Source organism: Amycolatopsis sp. lyj-23 (genome assembly GCF_046549135.1).
In the GTDB taxonomy this organism is placed as follows: Bacteria; Actinomycetota; Actinomycetes; order Mycobacteriales; family Pseudonocardiaceae; genus Amycolatopsis.
In genome coordinates, this window is record NZ_JAJPWN010000008.1 from 124,057 (window position 1) to 150,642 (window position 26,586).

The 26,586-nt window shown below is 71.6% G+C and carries 29 protein-coding genes; 13 read left to right on the forward strand and 16 right to left on the reverse strand.

The window, feature by feature from the left end:
- Positions 1 to 50: 50 nt before the first annotated feature.
- The gene (locus ACLJPY_RS20940) at positions 51 to 827 is read left to right on the forward strand and encodes a TetR/AcrR family transcriptional regulator (RefSeq protein WP_410590757.1); all 777 of its coding nucleotides are present in this window, start codon (positions 51 to 53) and stop codon (positions 825 to 827) included.
- A complete protein-coding gene (locus tag ACLJPY_RS20945) occupies positions 824 to 1,141 on the forward strand; it encodes a DUF4873 domain-containing protein (protein ID WP_410590758.1) in 318 nt (105 codons plus the stop codon). Before ACLJPY_RS20940 ends, ACLJPY_RS20945 begins: the two co-directional genes overlap by 4 nt.
- A gap of 62 nt (positions 1,142 to 1,203) precedes the next feature.
- On the opposite strand, the gene ACLJPY_RS20950 is transcribed toward ACLJPY_RS20945, so the two are convergent.
- Both ACLJPY_RS20950 and ACLJPY_RS20955 read right to left on the reverse strand, forming a co-directional pair.
- A complete protein-coding gene (locus tag ACLJPY_RS20950; RefSeq protein WP_013223016.1) occupies positions 1,204 to 1,434 on the reverse strand; it encodes a DUF3107 domain-containing protein in 231 nt (76 codons plus the stop codon).
- A 119-nt stretch (positions 1,435 to 1,553) separates the two neighbouring features.
- A complete protein-coding gene (locus ACLJPY_RS20955) occupies positions 1,554 to 2,207 on the reverse strand; it encodes a ferritin-like fold-containing protein (RefSeq protein WP_360173169.1) in 654 nt (217 codons plus the stop codon).
- Between the two features lie 181 nt (positions 2,208 to 2,388).
- On the opposite strand from ACLJPY_RS20955, the gene ACLJPY_RS20960 reads away from it, so the two are divergent.
- Together ACLJPY_RS20960 and ACLJPY_RS20965 are read left to right on the forward strand one after the other, a co-directional pair.
- A complete protein-coding gene (locus ACLJPY_RS20960; RefSeq protein ID WP_410590759.1) occupies positions 2,389 to 4,233 on the forward strand; it encodes a DEAD/DEAH box helicase in 1,845 nt (614 codons plus the stop codon).
- Positions 4,234 to 4,260: 27 nt separating this feature from the next.
- The gene (locus tag ACLJPY_RS20965) at positions 4,261 to 5,562 is read left to right on the forward strand and encodes a hypothetical protein (RefSeq protein WP_410590761.1); all 1,302 of its coding nucleotides are present in this window, start codon (positions 4,261 to 4,263) and stop codon (positions 5,560 to 5,562) included.
- Positions 5,563 to 5,888: 326 nt separating this feature from the next.
- Here ACLJPY_RS20965 and ACLJPY_RS20970 read toward each other — a convergent pair whose 3' ends face one another.
- The 7 genes from ACLJPY_RS20970 to ACLJPY_RS21000 form a co-directional block, all read right to left on the reverse strand.
- On the reverse strand, positions 5,889 to 6,470 hold the full coding sequence (locus ACLJPY_RS20970) for a hypothetical protein (protein WP_410590763.1): 582 nt from the start codon (positions 6,468 to 6,470) through the stop codon (positions 5,889 to 5,891).
- Between the two features lie 12 nt (positions 6,471 to 6,482).
- Complete coding sequence (locus ACLJPY_RS20975) at positions 6,483 to 7,334, reverse strand: RecB family exonuclease (protein ID WP_410591239.1); 852 nt, start codon at positions 7,332 to 7,334, stop codon at positions 6,483 to 6,485.
- A gap of 147 nt (positions 7,335 to 7,481) precedes the next feature.
- Positions 7,482 to 9,944 (reverse strand): alpha-L-rhamnosidase C-terminal domain-containing protein, encoded by a 2,463-nt coding sequence (locus tag ACLJPY_RS20980; RefSeq protein WP_410590765.1) that lies wholly within the window; start codon positions 9,942 to 9,944, stop codon positions 7,482 to 7,484.
- Positions 9,945 to 10,068: 124 nt separating this feature from the next.
- Entirely contained in the window at positions 10,069 to 10,689 is a 621-nt protein-coding gene (locus ACLJPY_RS20985; RefSeq protein ID WP_410590766.1) for a MarC family protein, read from the reverse strand.
- A gap of 1 nt (position 10,690) precedes the next feature.
- Positions 10,691 to 11,554, reverse strand: coding sequence for a PHP domain-containing protein (locus ACLJPY_RS20990; RefSeq protein ID WP_410590768.1), 864 nt, complete (start codon positions 11,552 to 11,554; stop codon positions 10,691 to 10,693).
- Positions 11,555 to 11,607: 53 nt separating this feature from the next.
- A complete protein-coding gene (locus ACLJPY_RS20995) occupies positions 11,608 to 12,168 on the reverse strand; it encodes a PH domain-containing protein (RefSeq protein WP_003095467.1) in 561 nt (186 codons plus the stop codon).
- Positions 12,169 to 12,189: 21 nt separating this feature from the next.
- Positions 12,190 to 12,354 (reverse strand): hypothetical protein, encoded by a 165-nt coding sequence (locus tag ACLJPY_RS21000; protein ID WP_162146229.1) that lies wholly within the window; start codon positions 12,352 to 12,354, stop codon positions 12,190 to 12,192.
- Between the two features lie 187 nt (positions 12,355 to 12,541).
- Between ACLJPY_RS21000 and ACLJPY_RS21005 the strand changes: the two genes are divergently transcribed.
- A complete protein-coding gene (locus tag ACLJPY_RS21005) occupies positions 12,542 to 12,955 on the forward strand; it encodes an NUDIX hydrolase (protein WP_410590769.1) in 414 nt (137 codons plus the stop codon).
- On the opposite strand, the gene ACLJPY_RS21010 is transcribed toward ACLJPY_RS21005, so the two are convergent.
- Positions 12,956 to 14,050 (reverse strand): DUF2332 domain-containing protein, encoded by a 1,095-nt coding sequence (locus tag ACLJPY_RS21010; RefSeq protein ID WP_410590771.1) that lies wholly within the window; start codon positions 14,048 to 14,050, stop codon positions 12,956 to 12,958. It lies immediately after the preceding gene.
- A 7-nt stretch (positions 14,051 to 14,057) separates the two neighbouring features.
- Complete coding sequence (locus ACLJPY_RS21015; protein ID WP_361103451.1) at positions 14,058 to 14,561, reverse strand: MaoC family dehydratase; 504 nt, start codon at positions 14,559 to 14,561, stop codon at positions 14,058 to 14,060.
- A gap of 315 nt (positions 14,562 to 14,876) precedes the next feature.
- Between ACLJPY_RS21015 and corA the strand changes: the two genes are divergently transcribed.
- From corA to ACLJPY_RS21030, 3 genes are all read left to right on the forward strand, one after another.
- Positions 14,877 to 15,959 carry a magnesium/cobalt transporter CorA gene (corA, locus tag ACLJPY_RS21020; protein ID WP_410590773.1) on the forward strand — a complete coding sequence of 361 codons (1,083 nt, stop codon included), beginning with the start codon at positions 14,877 to 14,879 and terminating at the stop codon, positions 15,957 to 15,959.
- A gap of 275 nt (positions 15,960 to 16,234) precedes the next feature.
- On the forward strand, positions 16,235 to 16,882 hold the full coding sequence (locus ACLJPY_RS21025; protein WP_410590774.1) for a metallophosphoesterase family protein: 648 nt from the start codon (positions 16,235 to 16,237) through the stop codon (positions 16,880 to 16,882).
- A complete protein-coding gene (locus ACLJPY_RS21030; RefSeq protein WP_410590776.1) occupies positions 16,882 to 17,721 on the forward strand; it encodes a chromosome partitioning protein ParB in 840 nt (279 codons plus the stop codon). The genes ACLJPY_RS21025 and ACLJPY_RS21030 overlap by 1 nt, the downstream gene beginning before the upstream one ends.
- Here ACLJPY_RS21030 and ACLJPY_RS21035 read toward each other — a convergent pair.
- Positions 17,690 to 18,472, reverse strand: a complete 783-nt coding sequence (locus ACLJPY_RS21035) for a helix-turn-helix transcriptional regulator (RefSeq protein ID WP_410590778.1) — start codon at positions 18,470 to 18,472, stop codon at positions 17,690 to 17,692. The genes ACLJPY_RS21030 and ACLJPY_RS21035 overlap by 32 nt on opposite strands.
- Positions 18,473 to 18,540: 68 nt before the next feature.
- On the opposite strand from ACLJPY_RS21035, the gene ACLJPY_RS21040 reads away from it, so the two are divergent.
- Positions 18,541 to 19,593 carry a zinc-binding dehydrogenase gene (locus ACLJPY_RS21040; RefSeq protein ID WP_410590780.1) on the forward strand — a complete coding sequence of 351 codons (1,053 nt, stop codon included), beginning with the start codon at positions 18,541 to 18,543 and terminating at the stop codon, positions 19,591 to 19,593.
- A 242-nt stretch (positions 19,594 to 19,835) separates the two neighbouring features.
- On the opposite strand, the gene ACLJPY_RS21045 is transcribed toward ACLJPY_RS21040, so the two are convergent.
- Together ACLJPY_RS21045 and ACLJPY_RS21050 are read right to left on the reverse strand one after the other, a co-directional pair.
- Positions 19,836 to 20,576 (reverse strand): hypothetical protein, encoded by a 741-nt coding sequence (locus tag ACLJPY_RS21045; protein WP_410590781.1) that lies wholly within the window; start codon positions 20,574 to 20,576, stop codon positions 19,836 to 19,838.
- Positions 20,576 to 21,064, reverse strand: a complete 489-nt coding sequence (locus ACLJPY_RS21050; protein WP_410590783.1) for a SigE family RNA polymerase sigma factor — start codon at positions 21,062 to 21,064, stop codon at positions 20,576 to 20,578. Before ACLJPY_RS21050 ends, ACLJPY_RS21045 begins: the two co-directional genes overlap by 1 nt.
- A gap of 153 nt (positions 21,065 to 21,217) precedes the next feature.
- Here ACLJPY_RS21050 and ACLJPY_RS21055 point away from each other — a divergent pair, with 153 nt between their 5' ends.
- From ACLJPY_RS21055 to ACLJPY_RS21065, 3 genes are read left to right on the forward strand one after another with little or no spacing between them, the layout of a single operon-like run.
- Positions 21,218 to 22,054: a CPBP family intramembrane glutamic endopeptidase gene (locus ACLJPY_RS21055; protein ID WP_410590785.1), complete on the forward strand. Its 837-nt coding sequence runs from the start codon at positions 21,218 to 21,220 to the stop codon at positions 22,052 to 22,054.
- Entirely contained in the window at positions 22,051 to 23,190 is a 1,140-nt protein-coding gene (locus ACLJPY_RS21060) for a sensor histidine kinase (protein WP_410590786.1), read from the forward strand. Before ACLJPY_RS21055 ends, ACLJPY_RS21060 begins: the two co-directional genes overlap by 4 nt.
- Positions 23,187 to 23,846, forward strand: a complete 660-nt coding sequence (locus ACLJPY_RS21065) for a response regulator (protein WP_410590788.1) — start codon at positions 23,187 to 23,189, stop codon at positions 23,844 to 23,846. Before ACLJPY_RS21060 ends, ACLJPY_RS21065 begins: the two co-directional genes overlap by 4 nt.
- Before the next feature lie 36 nt (positions 23,847 to 23,882).
- Here the strand turns inward: ACLJPY_RS21065 and ACLJPY_RS21070 are convergent, their stop codons facing one another.
- Entirely contained in the window at positions 23,883 to 25,388 is a 1,506-nt protein-coding gene (locus tag ACLJPY_RS21070; protein WP_410590789.1) for an MFS transporter, read from the reverse strand.
- Between the two features lie 118 nt (positions 25,389 to 25,506).
- On the opposite strand from ACLJPY_RS21070, the gene ACLJPY_RS21075 reads away from it, so the two are divergent.
- Complete coding sequence (locus tag ACLJPY_RS21075; RefSeq protein ID WP_410590791.1) at positions 25,507 to 26,172, forward strand: TetR/AcrR family transcriptional regulator; 666 nt, start codon at positions 25,507 to 25,509, stop codon at positions 26,170 to 26,172.
- Positions 26,173 to 26,228: 56 nt separating this feature from the next.
- On the opposite strand, the gene ACLJPY_RS21080 is transcribed toward ACLJPY_RS21075, so the two are convergent.
- Positions 26,229 to 26,423 (reverse strand): PspC domain-containing protein, encoded by a 195-nt coding sequence (locus ACLJPY_RS21080; protein WP_003095420.1) that lies wholly within the window; start codon positions 26,421 to 26,423, stop codon positions 26,229 to 26,231.
- Positions 26,424 to 26,586: the final 163 nt, after the last annotated feature.

Genomic DNA, 26,586 nt, shown 5'->3' on the forward strand with positions numbered 1-26,586 from the left:
GACACCCCTTCCGGATGTGTAACTTGAGGTAACAGTTACCTGTGCGTAGCATGACCCTCGTGATCGAACGTGTCAAGCGCCCCAAACAGCCCGGCAAGTCCTCCCGCGGCGAGGAGACGACGGGCGACGCCCGGCGCGACCGCTGGCGCAAGCACCGGATCGCCCGGCGCAAGGAGTTCGTCGAGGCGGCGCTGCGGGCGCTCGACACGCACGGCCCCGACCTCGGCATGGAGGACGTCGCCGCGGAAGCCGGCGTCACGAAACCGGTGCTGTACCGGCACTTCGACGACAAGGCCGACCTGTACGTGGCCCTCGGCCAGCGCGGCACGGAGATCCTGTTCGAGCGGCTGATCCCGGCGATCAACGCCGAGCTCGCGCCGGTCCCGCGGATCCGGATGGCCCTCGACGCGTTCTTCACCGTGATCGAGGAGCACCCGAACCTCTACCGGCTGCTGGCGCACGGGCGGCCGGAGAAGCCGGTGTCGTCGGACGTCGTGGCCGAAGACAAGGAACTGATCGCCACGGCGCTGACGGCGCTGCTCGGCGACTACATGCGGATGTTCAACATGGACTCCGGCGCGGCCGAGCCGTGGGCGCACGGCATCGTCGGCATGGTCCAGAACACCGGCGAGTGGTGGCTGGACCGCCGCTCGATGAGCCGCGACGCGGTCGTGGAGTACCTGACGCAGATCATCTGGGCGGCGATCGACGGCCTGACCCGCCAGAACGGCGTGGTCGTCGACCCGAACCTGCCCCTGGAAGCCAACAAGGTGGTCCAGCTGGGCCGCACCTCGGAGTCATCGGAGCCGTTGGAGGAAACCTCATGAGCGAGCACGACGAAGACGGCTACAGCGGCCCGGCGACACTGGAGGTCGACGGCGTTTCGCTCTCGGCCTCGGTCGAGCTGCGCGGCTACTTCCAGCCGATCGACGGCTATTACCGCTGGTACGGCCGGGTGGCGGTGAACGAGGAGCTGACCCGCCTGGCGGGCGGCAAGAAGAAGGCGGTCTCGCTCCAGGCGGGCGCGTACTCGGCGACGGGCGAGCTGTCGGACCCGGACCCGTGGGGCCGCTACCGGATCACGGGCACGAGCACGCCGCCGTTCCACGTCCCCACGACGCTGGAAGAGCTCAACGCCTGAAGCCCGTGAAGGCCGCCCCGGCAGGTTCCGGGGCGGCCTTCACGGTTGGGCGTTCGAGGCCGTCAGTCGCCGACGCCGAAGCCGACCTTGCGGACGTCCGAGGGGGCGATCTCGACGTACGCGATGCGGTCGGACGGGACGATGTACTTGCGCCCCTTCTCGTCGTTGATGCGGAAGAGCCCGTCACCGGCCGTCAGGGCCTCGGCGACCAGCTTCTCCACCTCTTCGGGAGACTGGCCACTGGACACCACCAGCTCGCGCGGCGTGTCCTTGATGCCGATCTTGACCTCCACGTGGGACCTCCGCTGGAAATTCGTAAGGGATGTGCCGGCCAAGGCTAACCGAACCGGCTCGTTCCGGTGGCGCATGTCCGCGCCCGACCGCGTCGTCACTTCCGGGTACTCCATCGGGTTCAGCCCAGGCCGAGCGCCTGCATGCGCTTGGTGTGCCCCTGTTGCAACCGCCGGAACAGCGCCGCAATTCCGGAGAGGTCCCCCGAACCGCCGATGATCAGCTCGGCCAGCCCGTCGCGCTCGGCCACGACGTACTGGGCCTGCGTCAACGCCTCGCCGAGCAGGCGGCGGCCCCACAGGGCGAGCTTGTCCCGGCTCTTCGGGTCGGCCTCGATGCCGGCCGCGACCTCGCGTTCGGCGAAGGCCGAGTGGCCGGTGTCGGCCAGCACGGTCAGCACCAGGTCCTTCGTCTCCGGGTCGAGCCAGCTGGCGATCTCGCGGTAGAGGTCCGCGGCCAGCCCGTCGCCGACGTAGGCCTTGACCAGCGACTCCAGCCACGACTTCGGGGGCGTCGAAGCGTGCCAGGCGTCGACCTGGGCCACGAACGGCGTCATCGCGTCTTCGATCTTGACGTCGTGGGCGGCCAGGTGCTGGGCCAGCAGGCCGTAGTGACCGATCTCGGCGGCCGCCATGGTCGCCAGCGCGGCGCGCCCGGCCAGCGTGGGCGCGCTGCGCGCGTCCTCCGCCAGCCGGTCGAACGCGGACAGTTCGAGGTAGGCGATCACACCCAGAAGGTCGACTACGCCTTCGGAGATCTCTTTGGGCTCGGTCACGGGGGCAGGGTATCGCCGAAGCACCCGGGCGTGTCGGGACGAGACCGATCACACGGCTTCCGGCGCGCCGGGTACTGCCGAAAAACTGCTGACCAGGTACACTGGCACACGACAACGAGCTTCCGTACGCCATACCGGCGTCGGGAAACAGGCAGGTCACGTGGCTTGCCGACGTACTGCAATGTGCGTGCACGCCTCTTCCGGCATTCCCGGGACGGACCGGTTCCGCGCTCCAGAAAGCGCCAGGGACCAGGGTTTACTCCCGGTCGAGTGTCGAGCGGACCAACGGCGGTGCGCGCTGGTCACGAGAGAGGCGATCACCCTGACCGCAGAAATTCCCACAACCGAACAGCCCCCCGCCGTCGCGCTGGAACACAGCGAGACAGGCCCGGCCGCGCTCGACACCTCGCACCCGCTGCAGGCGGGCGTCGAGGTCGAGCCCGAGGCCCCCACCTTCGCGTCCTTCGGCGTCAAGCCGGAGATCGTCAAGGCCCTCGGCGAGGCCGGCATCGAGCGGACGTTCGCCATCCAGGCGCTCACGCTGCCCCTGGCCATGGCCGGCGACGACCTCATCGGCCAGGCCCGCACCGGCATGGGCAAGACCCTCGGCTTCGGCGTCCCGCTGCTGCACCGCGTCCAGGTCCCCGGCGACGGCACCCCGCAGGTGCTCGTCGTGGTCCCGACCCGCGAGCTGTGCATCCAGGTCGCCAACGACCTCAAGGGCGCCGGCAAGCACCTCGGCATCCGCACCCTGGCCATCTACGGCGGCCGCCCGTACGAGCCGCAGATCGAGGCCCTGCGCAAGGGCATCGACGTCGTGATCGGCACCCCGGGCCGCCTGCTCGACCTGGCCGAGCAGCAGCACCTCGTGCTCGGCAAGGTCCGCGGCCTGGTGCTGGACGAGGCCGACGAGATGCTCGACCTGGGCTTCCTGCCCGACATCGAGCGCATCCTGCGGATGGTGCCGGACGAGCGGCAGACGATGCTGTTCTCGGCCACCATGCCCGGCCCGATCATCACGCTGGCCCGCACGTTCCTGCGCCAGCCGACGCACATCCGCGCCGAGGAGAACGACGCCGGCGCGGTCCACGAGCGCACCACCCAGTTCGTCTACCGGGCGCACTCGATGGACAAGCCCGAGGTGATCGCCCGCGTGCTGCAGGCGAAGGACCGCGGCCTCACGATGATCTTCAGCCGCACCAAGCGCACCGCGCAGAAGGTGGCCGACGACCTGGTCGAGCGCGGCTTCGCGGCCGCCGCCGTGCACGGCGACCTGGGCCAGGGCGCCCGCGAGCAGGCGCTGCGCGCGTTCCGCTCCGGCAAGGTCGACGTGCTGGTCGCGACCGACGTCGCCGCCCGCGGCATCGACATCGACGACGTCACGCACGTGATCAACTACCAGTGCCCGGAGGACGAGAAGACCTACGTCCACCGGATCGGCCGCACCGGCCGCGCCGGGCGCACCGGCGTCGCGGTCACGCTCGTCGACTGGGACGAGGAAGCGCGCTGGAAGCTGATCTCCGACACGCTCGGCCTCGACATGCCGGAGCCGGTCGAGACGTACTCGTCGTCCAAGCACCTGTTCGAGGACCTCGGCATCCCGGAGGGCACCACCGGGCGGCTGCCGCTGGCGAAGCGGACCCGCGCGGGGCTGGCCGCCGAGGAGGAAGAGGATCTGGGCGGCAAGAAGCGCGGCCGTGGCCGTGGCCGCGCCGGCGAGACCGCTCCGGAGGACGAGGCGCCCCGCAAGCGCGCCCGGGCTCCGCGCAAGCGCACCCGCGGCGGCTCGCGGGCGGCCGAGGCGATCGAAGCCGCGGACAATGCGGCCGCTTCTTCCCCGGAAGACGCTCCCGCCGCCTCGGAGGGACGCAGCCGGACGCGCCGCCGCACCCGCAGCGGCAACGCCCCGGAAGCGACCGGCCCGGCCGTCGAGAAGGAGGCCGGCGAGAACGCCGAGCGTCCGGCTCGCCGACGCCGCCGTCGCCGTCCGGCCGCGACGTCTGATACACCTGCGTCGGCAGACTGAGGCTTCTCCATCGGGGGGTTCGGGTACGTGAGCGACGTCGAGACGCCTGACTACGGGTCCGAAACCGTCCTCGAGGACGCTCCCGAGAGCACTCCGCCCGCCCCGCGGGTCAAGGCGCGCCGATCGCCGTGGAACCGCGGGCGGGACCGGGTGATCGCCGCGCTGATCGCGGTCGCCGTGGTCGCCGTCGCGCTGGTCATCGGCGTGACGAGCGACAGCGCGGCCACCGACCGGACGGAAGCGGCGGGACCGCCCCCGGCGTTGCCCGCGGCCCCGGACAAGGTGCCGGGGTCGCTGGCGGAGATCTGGAGCGCCCCCAGCGCCGCGACCGCGGTCCCGGTCGTGGCCGGCGACTCGGTGGCCACCGCGGACGGCGGCGAGGTCGCCGCCCGCGACCCGCTGACCGGGCAGATCCGCTGGCACTACACGCGTGACCTGCCGTTGTGCACGCTCGACCAGGCGTGGGGGCGGCTGAACGCCGTCTACCACAAATCGCGCAACTGCAGCGAGGTCACCCAGCTGGACCCGGCCACGGGCCGGATCACCGCGCAGCGCAACGGCAACGCGGAGCTGGGCACCGAGCTGGTCAGCGACGGCTCCCACGTGACCGCGACGGGCAAGCAGCTCCTCACGACCTGGCGCGACGACCTGGTGCAGAGCGCCGAGTACGGCCAGGTCCCGGCGCTGGTCAACGCGGGCAAGCAGCCGCGGACGGGCTGCACGTACGGCACGGTCGCGGCGTCCTCGGGCAAGGTCGGCGTGATCGAGCGCTGCCCGGGCGACCCGGCCGACCGCCTGACGGTGTACAAGGCGGCGCCGGAGAAGGACGACGAGCCGCAGGTCGCGTTCAGTTCGGTGCTGGCGGGCAAGCGGGCGCGCGTGATCGCGATGTCGGGCGACCTGACGGCGGTGGTGCTGCCGGAGAAGAAGCTCCTGGTGGTCTACAACGGCGACGGCACCCAGCGCGCGGCGTACCCGCTGGACGTCCCGCCGGCCGACCTGGCGGCCGACCCGCCGGCCGGGGTCGAGGCCACCACCCAGACGGCGGCGAACATGTACTGGTTCAGCGGGTCGAAGGTGGTCGCCCTCTCCCGCGACGACCTGTCCCCGCGCTGGACGTTGAGCAGCGCGGTGGGCCCGGGCGCGACGTTCGCCCAGCAGCTGGTGATCCCGATCAAGGGCGGCCTGGCGGTGCTGAACGAGAACGACGGGTCGACGATCCGCACGGTGGGCGTCGAGCGCCGGGGCTATTCCGGAGTGGTCCGGCTGGGCTCGGCAGGCCCGGTCCTGCTCGAACAGCGCGGCCCGACCCTCACGGCCCTGAAGTGACGTGATGCCCCGCCGAACACGCGAGATGCCCCGCCAATCACGCGAGATGCCCGCCTGATCACGCGAGTTCCGCCCCGGGTCACGCGAGTTCCGCCTTCAGTCACGCGAATCCCGTCTGCGATCACGCCGGTTCCGGCCCTGATCACCCGAGTTCGGGCAGCGAGCCCGGTGGTTCGAGGCGAGGTTTCCGCGAGCCGAGGGGCATCTTCCCGTGATCCGGGGCGGATCTTACGTGCCCGAATCCGGAGCCGGCGTGATCGAATCCGGGACTGGCGTGATTGAGCCCGGGACTCGCGTGATTGAGGACGGAACTCGCGTGACCGGGGTCAGGTGAGCCAGAAGAGGGTCACGGCGGAGACCGCGAACAACACGACCACCGTGCCGGCGCCGACGGCCGCGGGCCCGTTGCGGCGGTCGGCGACCCGCTGGGCGACCAGGGCCAGCGCTGCCGCGATCGGGTGACCGATCAACAGGGTTGCGCCGGGACCGGGGGCGCCGGTGAACAGGCAGATGACGGCCACCACCACAACCCCGGCCGCGAGGACCGTGAGACCGGCCGCCAGCGAGCCGGTGAACCCGCGCCACCAGCGCCCGCCCGGGCGTGGCGGCGCCGCCGGGGCGGTGCGGTCCGGCTCGATCCGCTCGGGCTCGACCCGCTCCTGCTCGACCGTCGCCGCCTCGGCCGCGCTCGGCGCCTCAGTCCGTGCGGCCGCACGGCCCGGCACCTCGGCCGCGCGCGCTGCAGCCGAGACCCGCTCCCGAGCCTCTGCCGACGCTCGGTCCGAACCGGGCTCGGCACGGGCCTGGGGCACGTCCGTCCCGTCGGGCTCGGCTCGCTCTCCGCGGCCCTCCGGTGCTCCGGCGGGCCGCGGCACCGTTGGCAGTTCGTCGGTGTCCGGTGAAGCCACGTTCCCTCCCGTTCAGGGCGCGAGCAGGTCCCACGGCTGCGCCTGCGGGGCCGCCTCCTGGCCCGCCGCGCAGCTCGGCCTGAAGTCGCACCAGGCGCAGCGCCGGTCCGGGCGGGCCGGGAACAGCACGTCCCCGTCGCCGCCCGCGTCCAGGGTATCCGTGGCCACCCTCAGGTCCGCGGCGGTCTCTCCCGCGCGTTGCAGGTGCCGCTGGAGGCTCTCCGGGCTGTGCTCCGCCGCCGCGATCGTGCCCGTCGGCAGGTGGTGCAGTTCCACCGTCGTGCACGGCATCCGCAACGTCCGCGCCGCCGCCACCGCGTACAGCGCCAGTGCTTGCGACGCGCGGGCCTCGTACTCGTCCGGCGGACGGCGGCCCGTCTTGTAGTCCACGATCACCAGCGAACCGTCGCGCGCGTCGATCCGGTCCGCGCGGCCCTCGATGATCATCGAGGGCCGCTCCCCCGGCGACGGGCTCACCGGCGCCGAAACCCAGCGCTCCAGGCCCACGGGATCGTGCGAGACGTCGTTGTCCTCGACGTACTCCGCCACCCAGCCCTTCGCGCGCGCCCGGTACCGCGCGGCCTGCTCCTCGGTCTCGAAGCCCGCGTCCTTCCAGAACTCCGCGACCAGCGCGATCGCCCGCTGCGGCACGCGCTTGAGCACCGGCAGGTCGAACAGCGCCCGCAAGGCGTTGTGCACCACCGCACCCAGCGTGCTGTGCGCCCACGGCCCGGTGCGCTGCGGGGTCGGCCGCTGCAGGTACGCGAGGCGGTACCGGCGCGGGCAGTCGTCGAAGGTCGCCAGCCGCGCCGGCGAGACCTTCGTGAGCCGCACCGGTTGCGCTACGCCGAAGTCGAAGCCCATCTGCTCCTTCACGTTGCCCACGCTACGCACCACCACCGACACTTTTTTCGGGGGTTCGGGTGGCGGAGCCCCCGGCCTGGGGCGAAGCCCCAGATGTCACTGCCACTTTCCGCGCGGGGCGAACGAGCCTCGCGCGGAAAGTGCGGCTTACCGCACGACGAGGACTGTGTGCGTGCCGCCGGAAACGGTCAGCGGACCCGCCGCCCGCACCGACCGCCCGTCCAGCAACACCAGCCGCCCACCCGGCACCACCAGCGACCCGGAAGTCCCCTGCGGCGCGGTCACGGTCAGCGAGAACACCGAACCCTGCTGAGACCACGAAGCCGACAACGCACCCTTCGGCGTTGGCACCGCTCCCCGCGCCCACGAAACCGGACCCGGGTGCGGCGAAACCGTCCACGTCCCGAAGCCCGGCGACGTCGGCGAGACGCCCAGCAGCTCGTTCGTCAGCGCCGGCACCACCCCGGTCGACCAGCCGTGCGCGGCCGACGTGTACCCCTGCTCGTAGTGCGAGCCGCCTTCGCCGATGCCTTCCCACGCCGTGATGCCCGGGTCGTGCGTGGCCATCCAGCCGTACATCCGCTTGATCTGGTCGATCGCCGACGCCGCCTGCCCGCTCCGGAACCGCGCCTGCAGCTCCGGGAACGACGTGAACGCGTACACGCGCTTCGTGCCGTCGCCCACCAAAGTGTCGTTGTCCATGAACGGGTTCCCGTACGGCAGCGCGCCCGCCGCGAGCCGCGCCAGCGCCGAAGTTGCCTGCGTCGGCGAAGCGATCCCAGCCAGAATGGCGTGGCTGTTGCCGTCCTGGCCGTGGCGCACCGCGCCGGTCGACGAGTCGAGGTACGCGCCCGCCGCCGGGTCCCACAGGTACTGGTTCACCGCCGCAGCAACGCCCGAAGCACGCGAAAGCCACCGCTCCGCGTCGGCCGCGTGTCCGGTCGCCCGCGCGAGACCCGCTGCGCCCTGAAGCGCCCGGACGTACAACGCGTTGTAGTACGTCACTTCGCCCGTACGCGGCAGGAACGCGTAGTCGCCGTAGCCGCCGGTGCCGTTGAGGCCCTTCGCGAGCAACCCGCGCGAATCGGTGACCGACGGATACCAGCTGTCGAGCGTCTTCACGAGCTGCGAGTAGTACGAAGACGCGTACGCGGTGTCGCCCGTGTAGAGGACGTAGTCCCAGCTCGACGTCACCCACCAGAGCGGATAGTCGAACAGCGGCAGCGTGTAGCCGTTGATCGACGCGGGCGGGATCCAGCCGTCCGCGCGCTGGTGGTCGGCCAGGTCGGCGAGCACGTTCCGCGCCGCCGTGCCGTCCTGGTGCGTCAGGTACTCCGTCAGGCCCGAGACGGCGACGTCACCGACGTACGGGTCCCGGTCGCGCTTCGCGCCGTCGTGCAGCACCAGTTTCCCGGCCAGCGACGGCGAGAACGCGCCGCGTGGGTCCACATCGGACTCCCGGAAGGTGTCCATGCCCAGCTCGTTCGTGTAGGACGCCGCGTACCAGTACCTGTTCAAGTCTTCGTCCGATGACTCGAACCAGCCGCGGTAGGTCGACGGCGTGCCGAGGAACGGCGTGAAGTCGAGCGAGACGCCGTTGATCCGCACCTCACCGGACGGCTGCGTCAGCGGCGCGTCCGACGCCAGCGCGTCGAGGCTGATCCGCAGGTAGCGGAAGCCACGCAGGCCGTCCGCGCACACCTGCGTCCCGCTCACGCAGCCCTTCGTGTCCCGCCAGACCGCCGGGGTCGCGGGCACGGCGATCTGGTCGCTGCCGGGCCCGCCCGAGAAGTCCGAGCGCGAGAAGTCGGAACGTTCGCCCAGGAACTGCTGGGTTTCCGAGGTCGACACCCGGACGCCGGGGTGGTTCGCCGACGCGCCTGCGAAGGAGATCTTCGGGTACCCGGCGACGACCTTGCCGAAGTCCACCACCGCGACCGGCACCGGCGGGTCGGCGACCAGGCCGGGCCAGACCTCGGTGATGCGGCTGAACTCGCCCGAGGGCGTGTTCTGGTCCTTCGTGACCGTGATCCGGACCTGCGCGGTGGTCACCGGGCGGTCGAACGGCACCGCCCGTTGCACCGCGGTGTTCCCGCTCACCGAAGCCACCACGCGCCACGCGCCCGCGTCCGGCACCTCGACCGTGAAGTCCTGCGGCACACCGTCCACACTGGACAGGATGGTGACGCCGGGCAGCGCGACCGGCGCGCCCGCGGTGACCGTCAGAACGTCGGGATACGCACCGATCGTGTCGTCGTTCCAAAACGTCTCGGTGTTGCCGTCGACGGCGTTGCCGGGGTCGTAGGTCCGAGGCTGCCCGTTGCCGCCGTTGTTCGGCGCGTGGAACGACGACGCGGCCGCCGTGGTCCCCGCCGGCCACCCCGGCTTCGGTGGCGGCGCCTGCCGCTCGAACGTCGCCACCCCGCGCCCGAGCAGGCCGTCCGGGTTGGTGACGTCCCCGGTCGTGGACAGCACCCGCACCGGCCGGACGTCCCGGCTTGCCGGTGCGACGACGTACTTCTGCCAACTCGGGGCGGCGTCGGCGGGCGCGGCGACCACGCCGCTCGCCACCAGCACCGCGACCGGCAGGACTGCTCTGAGCCACTTCATCGAGGCCTCCGCAGGACGTTGAATCGTTTCAAGCGCTGAGCTGAGATTCAGGCTGCGGGAGCGGCGCCAACGATGTCAACGCGCCGGGCGCATCCTGTCCGGCAGGACAACCCGGGTGGCGGCGTCAGCCGGCGCCGGAGATGAACCCGCGCACGGAGTTCGCGACGAGCTCCACGGCGATGGCCGCGAGGAGCAGGCCGGCCACCTTGGCCAGCAGCGTGATGCCGCTTTCCTTGATCAGCCGGATGACGAGGCCGGAGTACCGCATGCAGAGGTAGATCACCAGGTGGACGGTGACGATCGCCAGCGCCAAGGCGATGTAGGCGCCGATGTGCCCTTCGGCCTGCCGGACGAACACGATGGTCGCGGCGATCGCGCCGGGCCCGGCCAGCAGCGGCGTGCCGAGCGGGACGAGTGCGACGTTGACGTCGTCGGCCGCCGCCTCGGGCTCGTGGCCGTTGCTGGTGAGCAGCTGCAGCGCGATGAGCAGGAGCAGCAGCCCGCCCGCGCCCTGCAGCGCGGGGATGCCGATGCCGAGGTAGGCCAGGATCGCCTGGCCCGCGACCGCGAACAGGCTGATGACCAGCAGCGACACCAGGACGGCCTGCCGGGCGGCGCGCGCCCGGGTCGCCATCGGCTTGCGGCCGACGAGGCTGAGGAACACCGGCACGGTGCCGGGCGGGTCCATGATGACGATCAGGGTGATCGTCGCGCTCATGAACAGTTTCGCGTCGAAGAGCGCCATATCAGCCCTTCACGACCTGGAACCCCGTGGCGCGCGAAGCGAGTTCCTCGAACTGCCCGGGGTCGGTGGTGCACTCGCCGAGTTCGATCGTCTTGTTCGTGCCGTGGTAGTCGCTGGATCCGGTGAAGACAAGCCCGAGCTCGGCGGCCAGCTCGCGGACGCGGGCCCGCGTCGGCTCGTCGTGGTTCGGGTGGTCGGCCTCGACGCCGGTGAGCCCGCGCGCGGCCAGCTCGGCGAGCGTGTCCTCGCTGATGGTGGCGCCGCGGCTGAAGGCGAAGGGGTGCGCGATGACCGTGACGCCGCCGGCCGCGGCGATCATGTCGATGGCCTCCTCGACCGGGGTGTCACGCCGGGCGACGTAGTAGCCGCGGCGCGGGCTGAGGTAGTCGGCGAAAGCCTCGTCGACCGACTTGACCAGCCCGGCCCGGACCAGCGCCTGGGCCAGGTGCGGACGTCCCGGCGGGGAGTCTTCGGGCAGCAGGCCGAAGATCTCGTCGATGTCGATGGGCAGGCCGTCGGCGGCCATCCGCTCGGCCATCCGGCGCAGCCGGGTGCGGCGCTCGACGCGCAACCGGGTCTGCTCGGTGACGATGGGCTCGGACGTCGGGTCGAAGAGGTAGCCGAGCAGGTGGACGCTGATCTGTCGGCCGGTCTCCGGGTCGGTCGACACCGTGGAGAGCTCGGCGCCGGGGACGAGGGTCAGGCCGGGTGACACCGCTTCGGAGGCGGGCGCCCAGCCCGCGGTGGTGTCGTGGTCGGTGATCGCGACGACGTCGAGCCCGGCTTTCGCGGCCGCGGCGACGAGCCCGGCCGGCGTGTCGGTGCCGTCGGAAGCGGTGGAGTGGGCGTGCAGGTCGATGCGCATCGGGTCCATTGTCGACGATGCGCTGGGTCACACGCGCGGCGGGACCGCCAGTCTCAGCCGACCGGCTTCTTCCCCCGGGCGGCGCGCTGGGCCTTGATCATGGAGAAGCGTTCGGCCTGCTTCTGCTTGTCGCCGAAGACGAGCTCCGAGATCGTGTCGTAGAACTCTTCGGGCCGGGGAAGGAAGTCGATCTTGTTCAGCGCCTGGATCTGCCCGGCGGACTCGACCACCATCGTGCCGTAGCCCATCATGCGGCCGGTGGCCGTGCGGACGTAGCTGAGGTCGGTGACCTTGCTGATCGGCATCATCAGCACCTTGGTGGTGAACACCCCGGTGGTCATGACGAACCGCTTGTCGGTGACCACCAGGCGTTCGACCCACCACTCCATCACCACGTAGGCGAACCGCAGGACGACGAGCAGCGCGACGTACCAGAGGATGTTCTGGCCGATGTACAGCGCCGGTGGCAGCAGGTAGGACACCAGGACGCAGACGGCCAGCAGCGCGGCCGCCTCGAAGGTGTCCCACAGGAGCACCGCCCAGTGGCGGCGGATCCGGATGACCCGCCGCTCGGTGTCGAGGAGGTACTCGTCGGGGTCGCGTGGCGCGAACATGGTTCGAGGGTAACCCCCCGATCAGCCCTTGAACACGTTGCTGACGAAGGTGATCACCGATTCGGCCGAGCTGCGCAGGAAGTCGATGATGTTGCCGACGAGGCCGGCGGCCTGCCCAGGCTGGGCGATGACGAAGAACAGCACCAACGCGATACCGGCGAGGCCCGCAATCTTCTTCACGTTCACCGCGATCAAATCCCGTCTCTTACGGTGACACCGGACAACAGCAGTTTTTTACGTTGTACCGCACTGAACAGGCACACGGGAGGAAAGTCCCGCGCTTGGGTCAGCGCGCGGTCCGAAGTGTACCGCACGGCTACTCTCCGTGTACAGGACATCGGTTTTCAAGTCGAGGACGTCTACCCTTCGGGACATGGACGGCCTCACCACCACCACGATCCGCTGCGTCGGCGGGATCGCGCACGACCCACAGGGCCGTTTGCTGCTCATCCGGCGCCGCAACAACCCCGGTTCGGGGCAATGGTCGCTGCCGGGTGGCCGAGTTGAACCGGGCGAAACGGACAAAAAGGCCGTGATCAGGGAGCTGTCGGAGGAGACGGGACTCGACGTGATTCCCGGCACACTGATCGGCTCGGTGCGGCGGGGACCGTACGAAATCTTCGACTACGCCTGCGAAGTCGAAGGCGGAGTTCTCACGGCGGGTGATGACGCATCGGACGTGCGTTGGTCCGATGCGGCAGACCTTGCGGAGCTGGAGGCCGGCGGGGAGCTGGTGGACCTGCTGTTCGTGACGCTGCGTGAGTGGAACGCCCTGCCGCGGGCCTGACTACAGCGGCAACCAGGTCATCCGCTGCCCGTGCGGGGCGGTTCTCGCCAGTGCGTGCGCTTCGGCCTTCCCGTCCTCCCACCGCACCACGCCCAGCGTCGCCAGGCCGTCGGCGCCCGCGAGGTCCGAGCGCCCCGGCAGGACCAGTTCCAGCCCCGCTCCGTAGAACTCCTCCGAAACCCACCACACCGGCCGCGAAGACGCCAGCGAAGCCAGCGCCGCCACGAACGCGGACCGCTTCGCAGCCGAGAAGTACGCCAGGGCGTGGCTCGTCAGCACCACCAGCGGCCCCTCCAGGGTCGATGCCGCCCGCTCCAGGTCGTCGACGCCGTCGCCGGTGATCAAGCGGGGCCGGTGCTTGGCCTGCTCGGCCGCCGCCGTGCGGAGCAACCTGATGCGGTCCGGCTGGTCCGCCCAGACGCACGCCTCCAGCCACGCCAGCTCGTCCTCGTCCGACAGGTCCACCGGGGCCCGGTCCAAGCCCGCCCGGTCCAGCAGGGCCAGCTTCTTCGGCAGCTTCGGCACCGCCGCCCCCGGGGCCAGGTCCAGTGCGCAGTGCAGGCCGACCGCCGCCTTCGCCGGGCCCGCCGTCAGCTGGTCGCCGCCGTCGCACTGGTAGCGGTAGCCGAAGCGGTCCAGGCCCAGCAGCAGGCCCGCGCTGCAGCCCACCTCCAGCAGCGACACCTTGCCGCCCGCTTCGCGCGCCGCCCGCGCGAGACCCGGGTACACCAGCGCCGCCCGGCGGACCTCGTTCGTCTGCGTGTAGCGCGAGGCGATCAGCTCACGCGCCTTCGACGCCCGCTCCAGCAGGAACGACCGGAACAGCGGCCACGTGTCGGAGTCGACGCCGTCGAAGCCGCCCAGTGACGGGTAGTACCGCGAGAGCGGGTGGATCGGGTCGGCCTGCACGAGCCGGTGCGCGACCGCGAACAGCAGCGTGCCGCGGACCTCGCCGTCGCGGGCCGACGCCAGCAGCCCGGCGACGTCGTCGTCCGAAGCCGCCTGCAACGCCAGGTGCTCGTACAGCGGCGAGACCCCGCGGGCCTCGACTTCCGCGAACGTGCGGAGTATCCCCTTGATCCCGTCCAGGTCCATCAGAGCCTCATTCGTGCGGCACCGGCCGGCCCGGCTGCTCCCCGCCCCGAGTCTCCCCGTAGGAGCGCTTCGGCACCATGACCTTGCGGCGGAACGTGCACACGATCGTGCCGTCCTGCTTGTAGCCGCGCGTCTCGACGTACACGACGCCGCGGTCGTCCTTGGACTTCGACGGCGTCTTGTCGAGCACCTCGGTCTCGCCGTAGATCGTGTCGCCGTGGAAGGTCGGCTTCACGTGCTTGAGCGACTCGACCTCGAGGTTCGCGATGGCCTTGCCGGAGACGTCGGGCACCGACATGCCCAGCAGCAGCGAGTAGACGTAGTTGCCGACGACGACGTTCTTGCCGAAGTCGGTCGTCTCTTCCGCGTAGTGCGCGTCGAGGTGCAGCGGGTGGTGGTTCATGGTGATCAGGCAGAACAGGTGGTCGTCGTATTCGGTGACCGTTTTGCCCGGCCAGTGCTTGTAGACCGCACCGACCTCGAACTCCTCGTAGTACCGCCCGAACTGCACTCGTCATCTCCTGTCGCGTAACACCGCGTGAGCCTGGTCCGACACGCATCAGTAGTGAGGAGTACCCTCAACCATCGGTGTTCGCGCGTCAACGCGAGCCCCACCACTCTGCACCGGCCCGAAGGAGGTGAGGAACTCGATGAGTAGTGGCGATAGTCCGCTCCCTAGTAGTCCCAGCGTTCCCACCTCACCGGCCGGCCGGCTCATCTCTCGGTAGGCCTTCTCTTCCCGGGAACGCTGGTGTGTCGCCGGGCGGACGCATTTCCGCCCCTGGTCCGTCGTCTCGCACGACCACGCACGACACCAGGAGATCCCATGCCTGCCATTCCCTCGCTCGGCGGCCTCCGCGGCCGCGGCAACAAGGCCACCGTCCCGGTCCGCCCGGTTCCGGTGCCGCTGTCCGCGTACGTCGTCGACTGCGCGGTGTACGTCGGCGGTGAGCGCCTGCCCGGCCGCTGGACCCACTCCGAGGCGATCAAGGAGGTCCGGAAGCGGCACGAGGGGTTCGTCTGGATCGGGCTGCACGAGCCGGACGCCCAGCAGATCCAGGGCGTCGCGGACACGTTCGGGCTGCACGAGCTGGCGGTCGAGGACGCGCTCGAAGCGCACCAGCGGCCGAAGCTGGAGCGCTACGACGACACGCTGTTCCTGGTGGTCAAGACCGTGCGGTACGTCGAGCACGAGTCGCCGACGACGGCGAACGAGATCGTCGAGACCGGCGAGCTCATGGTGTTCCTCGGCCGCGACTTCGTGATCACGGTCCGGCACGGGAACCACTCGGGGCTGGCGCGGCTGCGCCGCGAGCTGGACGAGGACCCCGAACGGCTGCAGCTGGGCCCGTCCGCGGTCGTGCACGCCATCGCCGACCACGTCGTCGACCACTACCTCGACGTCACCGGCCGGATCGAGAACGACATCGACGTCATGGAGGCGCAGGTCTTCGCGCCCCGCTCGCAGGTCAGCGCCGAGCAGATCTACCTGATGAAGCGGGAAGTCCTCGAGCTGCGCCGCGCCGTTATGCCGCTGGCCACGCCGATCCAGCGGCTGGCCGAGGGCTACACGCGGCTGGTGCCGGACGACGTCCGCTCGTACTTCCGCGACGTCGCCGACCACCTCACGACCGTGTCCGAACGCGTGGCGGCGTTCGACGAACTGCTGTCCACCCTGGTCGACGCGACCGTGGCGAAGATTTCCCTGCAGCAGAACACCGATATGCGCAAGATCACGTCGTGGGCGGCGATCATCACCGTGCCGACGATGATCGCGGGCATCTACGGGATGAACTTCGACTACCTGCCCGAACTGCACTGGAAGTTCGGGTACCCGCTGGTGATCACCATCATCCTGGGCATCTGCCTGTTGCTGTACCGAATATTCCGGAAGAACGGCTGGCTCTAGGTCCCCTTTCTTTCCACCGGAATCCTGCGGAGAACCGTCATGTCCCGGATGCTGTCCAACCTCAAGTTCTGGGCGCTCGCGCTCAGCCTCGTGTGGATCTTCGTGATCACTTTCGTCATCGTCGCCGACCCCGGGTTCGCGCACGGGATGAAATGAGGCTTGTTCTGGTTAGGCCGCCGCGCCCCACGCTGGGAGCTGCGCGTCGCCGCAGAAGCCATGCGGCGGCCGACGGCTGAACAAGCCTCACCAACGGCCCGGCGCCTTATCCTGGGCGCATGCCGAAAGCGCTGGTCGTCTCCGACGAGGTCGACGAGCGGTTGTGGACCGACGCGGTCCGCGCCGTCTCCGTCGACCTGGTCATCGGCGCCGGCGACCTGCCGTACGACTACCTCGCCTTCCTGGCCAGTGCGCTTGACGTGCCGTGCGTGTTCGTGCCCGGCAACCACGACCCCGACCTCAGCGGCTACACGCGCTACGGCGGGCTGTCCATGAAGGACGGTTTCCCGACGGTCTGGCCGGGCCCGGCGGGCGGCATCAACGCCGACGGCCGGGTCGTCGACGTCGCCGGCCTGCGGTTCGCCGGGCTCGGCGGCTCGATCCGCTACAACGACGGGCCGAACCAGTGGACGCAGCGCCAGCAGGCGCGGCGGGCCCGCGGGCTGGTCCGGCGCGCCCGGTGGCGGCGGTGGCGCGACGGGCGGGACGTCGACATCCTGCTGACGCACTCGCCGCCGCTGCACCTGGGCGACCGCGCGGACCCGCCGCACCGCGGGTTCGCGTGCCTGCACCGGACGATCGACGCGCTGCGCCCGAAATGGCTGCTGCACGGGCACATCCACCCCCACGGCGAGCCGGTCCCGGACCGCGTCGCCGGCCCGACCCGCATCCGCAACGTGGTGGGCCACCGGATCATGGAGTTCTGATGAAAGAGACGGGATTCCCCCGCGCCGACGCGGAGAACGACTTCCTCCGCGCGCGTCGCGGCCAGGTGCTCTCGCGGCTGTCGACGTGGCTGCGGCGCGAGCCCGACGACGTCAACATCATGCTGCCGTTCCACGAGGTGGTGGAGGCGCTCGGCTACCTCGGCGAGCACCGGATCGGGCTGCGGGTGATCAAGCTGGAGTCGATCGTCGGCACGGTCGACCGCAGCCGCGACTTCGACCGCCGCTTCCGGCCGACGTCGGCGCGCGTGCGCGAGCGCTGGGAACGCCTGGCGCTGGCCGCCCGCCGCGGCGAGGAGATCCCGCCGATCGAGGTCTACCGCGTCGGCGAACTGCACTTCATCATCGACGGCCACCACCGCGTCTCCGTGGCGATCGCCCAGGGACTGTCCACAATAGAGGCATCGGTAACGGTGGTCCGGACCAAGCTGGCCCCGGGTGGGATCCGCCACCGCGGCGACCTGATCGTCAAGGACTACCGGCGGCTGTTCCTGGAGCGCGTCCCGCTGACCGGCCACGCGCGGGCGTCGGTGATCGTGTCGGACCCGTGGGACTACGCGCGGCTCGGCGAGCACGTGGAGGCGTGGGGTTTCCGCCTGATGCAGGACGAAGGCCGGTTCTGCGACCGGGCGAGCGTGGCGCAGCGCTGGTTCGAGGAGGAGTTCGGGCCGGTGGTGGGCATGCTGCGGCAGGCCGGGCTGATCGGCGACCGCACGGACGCCGAGGCGTACATGTGGGTGGCCGCGGAACGCTACCGGCTGATCCGCACCCACCGCTGGGACGACGAGGTCATCGAGACGCTGCGGTCCCGCCGGCACTAGGCAGGTGGTAGACCACCAGCGTCTGTTCGGGCCGCTCGGCGACGTGGAACGCCGCGTGCGCCACGGTGATCAGGCCCAGCCGGGGGTGGCGGAGGCGCTTGCGGCCGGCCTGGCTGAATTGGACGTCGTACTGCGGCCACCACGCGCGCACTTCGGGGCTGGCCTCGGTCAGCTCGGCCACGAGCCGCGTCACGCGCGGGTGGCCGGGGTGCTGCCCGGCGATGGCGCGGAGGCGGGCCAGTACCGCGCGGGCCTCCTGCTCCCAGTCGACCAGCACCTCGCGGGCGGCCGGCTCGGTGAACAGCCAGCGCACGATGTTGCCGCCCGGCCCGATGCCCCGGAACAGCTCGTCGGCGGCGTCGTTGCACGCGAGCACGTCGTAGCAGATGCCGGTGACGTACGCGGGGTTGTCACCCAGCAACGCCGGGACGCCCGCGACCTCCGGCGCGGCTTCTTCGCCGACGCTCTCCTCGGGCGCTACCCCGCCGCCGGCGAGGCGGTGCAGGTGCTCCCGCTCGGCGCCGGTCAGCCGCAGCGCCCGGGCCAGCGCGTCCAGCACCTGGCCGGACGGCCGCACGTCGCGGCCCTGCTCGAGGTAGGTGAGCCAGGTGGCGCTGATGCCGGCCAGCAGGGCGAGCTCTTCGCGGCGCAACCCCGGGGTCCGGCGGCGCCCGGTCGGCGGCAGGCCGGCGTCGGCCGGGGTCAGCCGCTCCCGGCGGCTGCGCAGGAACGCGCCCAGTTCCGTGCTCACCCTGGAACCTCCAGTACCAGAACAACGCGATTCTGGATACCAGCTTAACGGCCGGGGAGGCTGGACCCATGCGAGCTTGGACTGTGACTGCGCAAGACGACGACGTCCGCCTCTCCGAGGTGCCGGAACCCCGGCTCCAGGGCGGCGGCGTGCTGGTGGAGGTGCTCGCCGCGCACCTCCCGGCGTACACGAAAGCGGTGGTGCAGGGGAACCGCGGCGGCCTGCCGGTGCCCCTGACCCTGGGGCCGTCCTGCGTCGGGCGCGTGCTCGACGTCGCGCCGGACGTCTTCCACGTCGCCCCCGGCGACGTCGTGGTCGACACGGCGCTGCTCGACGCGGGCGACGGTGACGAGGTACTGGTGGGGTGGGTCGGCTTGGGCGGCTCCGGCGCCGGCAGCGAGCGCACGGACCGCATGCGCGCGGTGTGGCGTGACGGCGTCTTCGCGGAGAAAGCGTTGTGCGCCAAGGAAACCCTGATCAAGCTGCCCGGCGCGGAGGCGTACCCGGACGCGGCCCGGCTGGCGTTCCTGCCGTGGCTGTGCATCGCCGCCTCGGGCGTGCACGCGGCGGGCCCGGTGGCCGGCCGCGACGTCGCGGTGCTCGGGGCGACCGGTCAGCTGGGCGGCGCGGCGGTGCTCACGGCGCTGGCGGAAGGCGCCGCGACGGTGACCGCGGTGGGCCGGAACGAGGCAGCGCTCGACCGGCTGGCCGCGCTCGGCCCGCGCGTGCGCACCCACCGGCTGACCGGCGACCGGGCCGCGGACGCGGCGGGGATCGGCCCGGTGGACGCCGCCGTCGACACGCTCGGCGCGGCGCCGTCGGCGGAGGCGACCATGGCCGCCTACGACAGCTTGCGGGTGCGCGGCACGCTGGTGCTCGTCGGCGGCGTGCGCCAGGACCTGGCCATCCCGTACGGCGACCTGATGCACCGCCGGCTCACCCTGCGCGGCTCGTGGATGAGCGACGCCCGGACGGTGACGACGGTGTGGAACCTGGTCCGGTCCGGCGTGCTGGACCTCTCCGCGGTCGAGCTGGTGACGGCCGGCCTGGAGGACCCGGCGGCCGCCCTCGACCTGGCCGAGCGCACGACCGGCCTGGGCTTCGTGGCCCTGACCCCCTGACCGGGCGAGGTCCGGCACCGACAGAGGTCGTCGACGCTCATCGAGCCGGGCAGGTCCCGAGCGCCCCAAGGCGGCCTTGGTTGCGTCAGACGCACCGAAGGCCGCCTTGGGTGCTCCATCCATGCCCCCACCGCCACCCTCAACGGAGGCGCTCCGCGCCGCAGTGCTGATTCAACGCACCGAAGGCCACATTGGGGCGCTTGGGCCGGGTCGCGCTCAGCGAAACTTGGACGCTCGTCGCGCTACAGGTCCAGGCCCGGGGTCAATGCCAGCTGCCGCACCTGGTCGAGGGTCAGCGTCGGCTCCGGGCGCTGCTTCGGCAGCCGGACGCCCGTCTGCTGCAGCACCCCGCTGTTGTCCGACCAGAACTGCACGTGCGCGGCAGGCGCCGCCAGGCCCACCCGGTTGGTGACGACGTCGCCCGAGCGCAGCGTCGCCAGCCACAGCAGGCCGCGGGGCGTGGTTTCCGTGCGGCAGGTGAGCTGCTCCGGGTCGCCGCACGGCGGGCCGCCCGCGCCACCCGGCAGGATCAGGAAGTACACCGAGCCCGTGCCCCGGGCGTCGGTCACCCGGACGCCCATGTGGAACAGCGCGTCGCGGGGGGCCGCCCCGGCCGGGTCGGCGATCAGGTGGAACGGGTCCGCGGGCGGGGTTTCGCCCGGGATCGTCAACCGCGAGATCTGGGCATCGGGCGGGAGCAGCGCGCGAACCGCCCGCCCCACCAGGCAGCTCAGGCGGTCGACCAGCGCCGCGCGCGTGTCCGTGGCAACCGGGCACGCCGGGCCGGCCACCGGAGCCCGGTGCGGCAGCACCACCACCGCCAGCCCGAGGGCCAGCACGACCACGCCCACCGCCGCCGCGGCCGTGAGCAGGTGCTGCCGGCGCGCCCGGCGGGCCGCCGCGAGGACCGCCTCGCCGGACAGGCCGATCGGCGGCTCGGCTTCGGTCACGTAGGCCGTCAGCAGGGACCGGACGTCGTCCATCACGCCTCCTCCGTCGTCGGCGCCGGCAGGACCGCGCGCAGGGCTTCGACCCCGCGGGCCGTCTGGGACTTGACCGTTCCTTCGGCGACGCCGAGCAGCGCCGCGACCTCGCTCACCGGGAGGTCTTCGAGGAACCGCAGCACGACCATCGCGCGCTGCCGCGGCGTCAACCCGCCCAGCGCGCGCTCGACGTCGAGGCGCAGCGGCGTGTCCCGGTCCGGTGGCGACTCGCGCTCCGGCACCGAGGACGTCACGTACTCCCGGCCGGAAACCCGCCGCCCGGCCAGGAACAGGTTCAGCAGGATGCGGCGCGCGTAGGCGTCGACGGTGCCCGGCCGCACCCGCCGCCAGCGCCGGTACAGCTGGACGAACATGGTCTGGACCAAATCTTCGGCCGCGTGCCAGTCCCCGCAGAGCGCGAACGCCACGCGGCGGAACCGCTGGACCCGCGCGGCGAAGTACTCGCTGAATTCGGCGTCTTGGACCACACCCCTATTAGTGCGCCGGGCCCGCGAAAGGTTCAAGCGTCCCCCGCGAGAGCTACGCGCAGGTGTCCACCGCGAGGGGACGATTACCGGCCGTCCGATCCCTAGCGTTCGTGGCAACCGCGGAAACGCCGCGGGTGACGCGAAGGGGTTCTCATGAGGGTCGTCTGGCAGTTCCTGGCGGTGGCGGCGGTGGCGTTCGCCGGCAGTCAGGGCGCGGCCGCGGTCGACGGAAATCCGTGGCTCACGCTGCTCGTCGGCGGCGCGACCGCCGTGCTCGCGGTGGTCGTCTACCGGTGGGTGGTGCGGCGGACCGAGCACCGGCCGGTCACCGAGCTGAGCCGGCCGGGTGCCGGGCTCGCGCTCGGCCGCGGGGTGCTGATCGGCGTGGCGCTCTTCGGAGCCGTCATCGCGAACATCGCCCTCCTCGGGGACTACGAGGTGCGTGGCTGGGGTTCGGTGCCGGGCGCGGTGGGCCTCATCGGGTTCATGGCCGCCGCGGCGGTGACGGAGGATCTGCTGTTCCGCGGCATCCTGTTCCGGTTCGTCGAAAAGTGGACCGGCACCTGGCTCGCCCTGGTGCTCACCGGCCTGCTGTTCGGGCTTTCGCACCTGTTCAACCCGCACGCGACCCTCTGGGGCGCCCTCGCCATCGCCATCGAGGCCGGTGGCCTGCTGACCGCCGCGTACGTCGCCACGCGCAGGCTGTGGGTGCCGATCGGCGTGCACTTCGGCTGGAACTTCGCCGCGGCCGGGCTCTTCGGCACGGAGGTCTCGGGCAACGGCACCCCGCAGGGACTCCTCCACGGCGTGACGTCCGGCTCGTCCCTGGTGACCGGCGGCGACTTCGGTCCGGAGGGCAGCCTCTATTCGGTGCTGTTCTGCGTCCTCGCGACGGGTGCGTTCCTGTGGCTGGCGCGCCGGCGGGGTCACCTGATCAGCCGGCACGAGCGCGCCGAGCGGGTCGACACCGTCACTACACTCGCCCCGTGATCGATCACCGGCGGCTCCTGGCGCGCTGGCGCCTGCTGGACCCGGTCCTCCGCGATCTCCCGCTCGGCCTGCTGTTCCTGGCGGCGGCGTTCGTGCCGGCGCTGCGCAACCACGGGACCGAACTCGGCGGCCTGCCCGCCCGGCCGTTCGACGCGACGGCGATCGGGGTGCTGCTGCTCGAGACCCTCCCGCTCGCCGTGCGGCGGCGGTGGCCGGCGCTGTGCCTCACCCTGGTTTCGCTCGGTTTCGCACTCGACCAGCTCCGCGGCTACCACTCGGTCGCGGGCACCGCGCTGGCCGTCGCGCTGGTCGCGGCGGGCGCCCACGGGCACCGGCCCCGCACCACCGCCCTGCTGTTTTCCGCGGCGTACGTGCTGCTGGCGGTCGTGCTCTTCCGGTCCGGTACCGAGCCGGTGGTCGAGTTCGTCACGTTCTACCTGCTGCTGGCGTTCGCGTGGGGCATCGGCGCGTGGCTGCGCTCGACCCGGGCGGCGGAGGCCGACCGCCGCCGCCGCGTCGCCGAGGACACGCTCACCGCGGAACGCACCCGCATCGCCCGCGAACTCCACGACGTCGTCACCCACCACGTGACGGCGATGGTCGTGCAGGCCGAAGCGGCGCGGTACCTCACCGCCGCACCCGATCGGCTGGACGGGACCTTGACCGCGATCACCGACACCGGCCGTCGGGCCATCGCCGACCTGCGGCACCTGCTCGACCTGCTCAACCCCGAGCACGAGGCCAAGGCCCCGACCGAAGGCGGGCTGCTCGCCCTCGTGGAGCAGGCCCGCCAGGCCGGGCAGCCGGTGGAGTTCACCGAGGAGGGCACGCCCGCGGAGTCCGCCGGCAGCGCCGAGCTCGTGGCCTACCGGGTCGTCCAGGAGGCGCTGACGAACGCCCTCAAGCACGCGCGCGGCAGCCGCACCTCGGTCGAAGTGCACCACGGGGCCCGGGAAATCGCGGTCGCGGTCCGCACGGCCGCCGGGTCCGGGAGCGTGTCCCCCGGCGGGAGCGGCCGCGGCCTCACCGGCCTCCGGGAGCGCGTCGGCGTGCTGGGCGGCGACTTCAGCGCGGGCGGCCACGACGGCGCCGGGTTCGTCGTGGCGGCGCGGATCCCCACCGGGACCCCGGCGTGAGCGCGCCGATCCGGGTCCTGGTCTGCGACGACCAGATGCTGATCCGCACCGGGCTGGTGACGATCATCGGCGCCCAGCCCGGGTTCGAGGTGGTGGGCGAGTGCGGGGACGGGCGGGCCGCGGTGGACCTCGCCGCCCGGCTGCGCCCGGACGTCGTGGTGATGGACGTGCGCATGCCGGTGCTCAACGGCATCGAGGCCACCCGGCTGCTGGCCGGAGCGGGCGTCCCGCACCCGGTCAAGGTGCTGGTGCTGACGACGTTCAACCTCGACGAGTACGTGTACGAGGCGCTGCGCGCGGGCGCGAGCGGCTTCCTGCTGAAGGACGCCCCGCCGGACCGGCTGCTGCACGGCATCCGCACCGTGGCGACGGGCGCGGCCCTGCTGGACCCGGAGGTGACGCGGCGGCTGGTCGGCCGCCACGCCGCCCGGATCCGGCCCGCACCGGACGCGGCACCGGAGGTCCCGCTGACCCCGCGTGAACTGGAGGTCCTGCGTCTGCTCGCGGACGGCCTGTCCAACAGCGAGATCGCGGCGCGGCTGGTGATCAGCCAGGAGACCGTGAAGACGTTCGTGTCGCGCATCCTCACGAAGCTGGACCTGCGCGACCGGGTCCAGGCGGTGGTGTACGCCTACCGCCACGGCCTGGTGACGTGACCGGGCTCCTCCCTGAGCCCGGTCACGCCGCCGGAACTACATGTGCACGGCGCCCGGCGCCGCTTCGCCCTTCGGGACGCCCGGGCGCAGGATCAGGCCGCTGAGCAGCGCGCCCGCCACGAAGATCACCGCGGCCCACGTGAACGCCGTCGTGTAGCTCTCGATGGCCGCCTCGGCCGCCAGCTGCGGGGTCGGGGTCTTGCCCACGAGGTACGCCGTGGCCGCGTTGCCGGCCAGCGTCGAGAGCAGTGCCGTGCCGATCGAACCGCCGACCTGCTGCATCGTGTTCACCGCCGCGGACGCGACGCCCGCGTCGTGCGCTTCGACGCCGAAGGTCGCGACGCTCATCGCCGGCGCCATCGCGAGCCCGATGCCGAAACCCATCACCAGGAGCGGGCCGAGGACGCCGGAGGCGTACGTGCTGTCGAGGCCGATGCCGCTCAGCCAGAACAGGCCGGCGGCGGCGATCGCCATGCCGGTCGGCACCAGCGGCCGCGGGCCGACCCGCGGCAGCAGCACGGCCGTCGCCGTCGTGGCCGCCAGCATCAGCGTCGCCACCATCGGCAGGAACCCGACGCCGCTCTGGATCGGCGTGAACCGCAGGTTCTGCTGCACGTAGAACGTCAGGAACAGGAAGATCGCGAACATCCCGATGGCGAGCAGGAACATCGCCAGGTACGAGCCGCCGCGGTCCCGGTCGAGCAGCACGCGCAGCGGCAGCAGCGGGTGCGCGACGCGCTGCTGCAGCCAGACGAACACGCCCAGCAGCACCACGCCGGCGCCCAGGAAGCCCCACACCGACACCGCGGACCAGGAGTGCGACTCGGCGTTGGCGAAGCCGTAGACCAGCGCGAACAGCCCGGCCGACGCCGTCAGCGTGCCCGGCAGGTCGAGCTTCGGCCGCGGACCCTCGTCCCGCTGGTTGCGCAGCAGGACCGAGCTGCCGGCGAACGCGACCACCGCGAAGATGATGTTGACGAACATGCACCAGCGCCAGTCGAGGTACTCGGTGAGCACCCCGCCGAGCAGCAGCCCGACCGCCGCGCCGCCACCGCCGATGGCGCCGAACACGCCGAACGCGCGCCCGCGTTCCTTCGGGTCGGTGAACGTCGTGGTCAGCAGCGAAAGCGTGGCCGGCGCGAGCAGCGCGCCGAACACGCCCTGCGCCGCGCGGGCGATGAGCAGCATCTCGATGTTGGTCGCGAAGCCGCCGAGCGCGGACACCGCGGCGAAGCCGGCCAGGCCGACCAGGAGGGTGTTCTTGCGGCCGAAGAGGTCCGCGAGCCGGCCGCCGAGCAGCAGGAGGCTGCCGAACGCGAGCGCGTAGGCCGTGACGACCCACTGCCGGGCGTCGTTGGAGAAGCCCAGGTCGAGCTGGGCCGAGGGCAGCGCGATGTTCACGACGGTCGCGTCGAGCACGACCATCAGCTGCGCGATGCCGATCATCACCAGGATCAGCCAGCGTCTGGCGTGGTGCGGGTTTCCGGCGGTTTCACCGGCGCGCGTGTCCCCCGACGGCGCGACGAGTGTGGACTCGGGCATGGAGTGTCCTCACAGAAGGTGATCACAAGATTATGTGGAGTAGGTATCTCCCCTTACTCGCCCCAAGGTACACAAGAACCGGAGACGGCGCCTCTACTTCACGAGCTAGACTGGACCCATGGCACGGGACGCTGGTCCCGCCGCACCGGCGCGGCCGCTGCGGCGTGACGCTGAACTCAACCGCCGTCGCATCCTCGCGTCGGCCCGCGAAGTGTTCGGCCGGCGCGGGCTCGAGGCCACGCTGGACGACATCGCCCACCACGCCGGTCTCGGCGTCGGCACGGTCTACCGCCGCTTCCCCAGCAAGGAGCACCTGGTCGAGGCCATGTTCGCCGAGCGGATGGAGGAAATCGGCGACCTCGCCGCGGAGGCGCTGACGGCCGAGGACGCGTGGCAGGCGTTCGTCGACTTCACGTGGAAGGCGGCCGAGCTGCACTCCGGCGACCGCGGCCTGCGCGAAATCATGCTGTCCAACCAGTTCGGCCACGAACACGTCGCCGAAGAGAAAGCCCGCATGGTGCCGTTGATCACAAAGCTGGTCGAGCGGGCGAAGGCGGCGGGCGGGCTGCGGGCCGACTTCGCCCCGACGGACCTCCCGCTCCTGCACATGATGATCGGCTCGGTGGTGGAGTACACCTGCGCGGTGGAGCCGGACCTGTGGCGCCGCTGCCTGGCGATGCTGCTGGACGGCCTCCGCGCCGAACCGGGCCGGGCGTCGGAGCTGCCGCACCCGCCGCTCGACGAGCAGGAGATCGACGAAGCGATGTCCTGCTGGCGCCCCTGAGGACAGCGAAGCGCCGGTGATCGCCTCGGATCACCGGCGGCTGACGGGAAAAGCCGTTATTCGGCCGGGATGACCGCCCAGAGGATCAGGTAGGCCACGAACTGCGGCCCGGGCAGCAGGCAGGACAGCACGGCCAGCAGCCGCACGGTGCCGGGCTTCATGCCGTACCGCTGGGCGAGGCCCGCGCAGACGCCGCCGATCATGCGGCCGTGGCGCGGGCGGGACAGCCGTCGTGTGACCGGTGCGCTCATCGTCGTTTCCCTTTCCTCGAAGTTCCGATATCTCCACTTCACCACCGGAGTACCCGCTTCCGCATCGCTCGCGGGGTGGATCGCTCCCTTAGGGGACGGCAAAACCGAAAAAGCTTCAACAATGCTGCGGCCGTACCCGGGAAAGCGCCTGAACTGCCCGTTC

What these genes read in the sequence shown, in the direction of transcription:
- ACLJPY_RS20940 (WP_410590757.1), top strand. Translation starts at nt 51, where the DNA reads ATGACCCTCGTGATCGAACGTGTCAAGCGCCCCAAACAGCCCGGCAAG.
- ACLJPY_RS20945 (WP_410590758.1), top strand. Translation starts at nt 824, where the DNA reads ATGAGCGAGCACGACGAAGACGGCTACAGCGGCCCGGCGACACTGGAG.
- ACLJPY_RS20960 (WP_410590759.1), top strand. Translation starts at nt 2,389, where the DNA reads ATGTGCGTGCACGCCTCTTCCGGCATTCCCGGGACGGACCGGTTCCGC.
- ACLJPY_RS20975 (WP_410591239.1), bottom strand. Translation starts at nt 7,334, where the DNA reads ATGGGCTTCGACTTCGGCGTAGCGCAACCGGTGCGGCTCACGAAGGTC.
- ACLJPY_RS20980 (WP_410590765.1), bottom strand. Translation starts at nt 9,944, where the DNA reads ATGAAGTGGCTCAGAGCAGTCCTGCCGGTCGCGGTGCTGGTGGCGAGC.
- ACLJPY_RS20985 (WP_410590766.1), bottom strand. Translation starts at nt 10,689, where the DNA reads ATGGCGCTCTTCGACGCGAAACTGTTCATGAGCGCGACGATCACCCTG.
- ACLJPY_RS20990 (WP_410590768.1), bottom strand. Translation starts at nt 11,554, where the DNA reads ATGCGCATCGACCTGCACGCCCACTCCACCGCTTCCGACGGCACCGAC.
- ACLJPY_RS20995 (WP_003095467.1), bottom strand. Translation starts at nt 12,168, where the DNA reads ATGTTCGCGCCACGCGACCCCGACGAGTACCTCCTCGACACCGAGCGG.
- ACLJPY_RS21005 (WP_410590769.1), top strand. Translation starts at nt 12,542, where the DNA reads ATGGACGGCCTCACCACCACCACGATCCGCTGCGTCGGCGGGATCGCG.
- ACLJPY_RS21010 (WP_410590771.1), bottom strand. Translation starts at nt 14,050, where the DNA reads ATGGACCTGGACGGGATCAAGGGGATACTCCGCACGTTCGCGGAAGTC.
- corA (WP_410590773.1), top strand. Translation starts at nt 14,877, where the DNA reads ATGCCTGCCATTCCCTCGCTCGGCGGCCTCCGCGGCCGCGGCAACAAG.
- ACLJPY_RS21025 (WP_410590774.1), top strand. Translation starts at nt 16,235, where the DNA reads ATGCCGAAAGCGCTGGTCGTCTCCGACGAGGTCGACGAGCGGTTGTGG.
- ACLJPY_RS21030 (WP_410590776.1), top strand. Translation starts at nt 16,882, where the DNA reads ATGAAAGAGACGGGATTCCCCCGCGCCGACGCGGAGAACGACTTCCTC.
- ACLJPY_RS21040 (WP_410590780.1), top strand. Translation starts at nt 18,541, where the DNA reads ATGCGAGCTTGGACTGTGACTGCGCAAGACGACGACGTCCGCCTCTCC.
- ACLJPY_RS21045 (WP_410590781.1), bottom strand. Translation starts at nt 20,576, where the DNA reads ATGGACGACGTCCGGTCCCTGCTGACGGCCTACGTGACCGAAGCCGAG.
- ACLJPY_RS21055 (WP_410590785.1), top strand. Translation starts at nt 21,218, where the DNA reads ATGAGGGTCGTCTGGCAGTTCCTGGCGGTGGCGGCGGTGGCGTTCGCC.
- ACLJPY_RS21070 (WP_410590789.1), bottom strand. Translation starts at nt 25,388, where the DNA reads ATGCCCGAGTCCACACTCGTCGCGCCGTCGGGGGACACGCGCGCCGGT.
- ACLJPY_RS21075 (WP_410590791.1), top strand. Translation starts at nt 25,507, where the DNA reads ATGGCACGGGACGCTGGTCCCGCCGCACCGGCGCGGCCGCTGCGGCGT.
- ACLJPY_RS21080 (WP_003095420.1), bottom strand. Translation starts at nt 26,423, where the DNA reads ATGAGCGCACCGGTCACACGACGGCTGTCCCGCCCGCGCCACGGCCGC.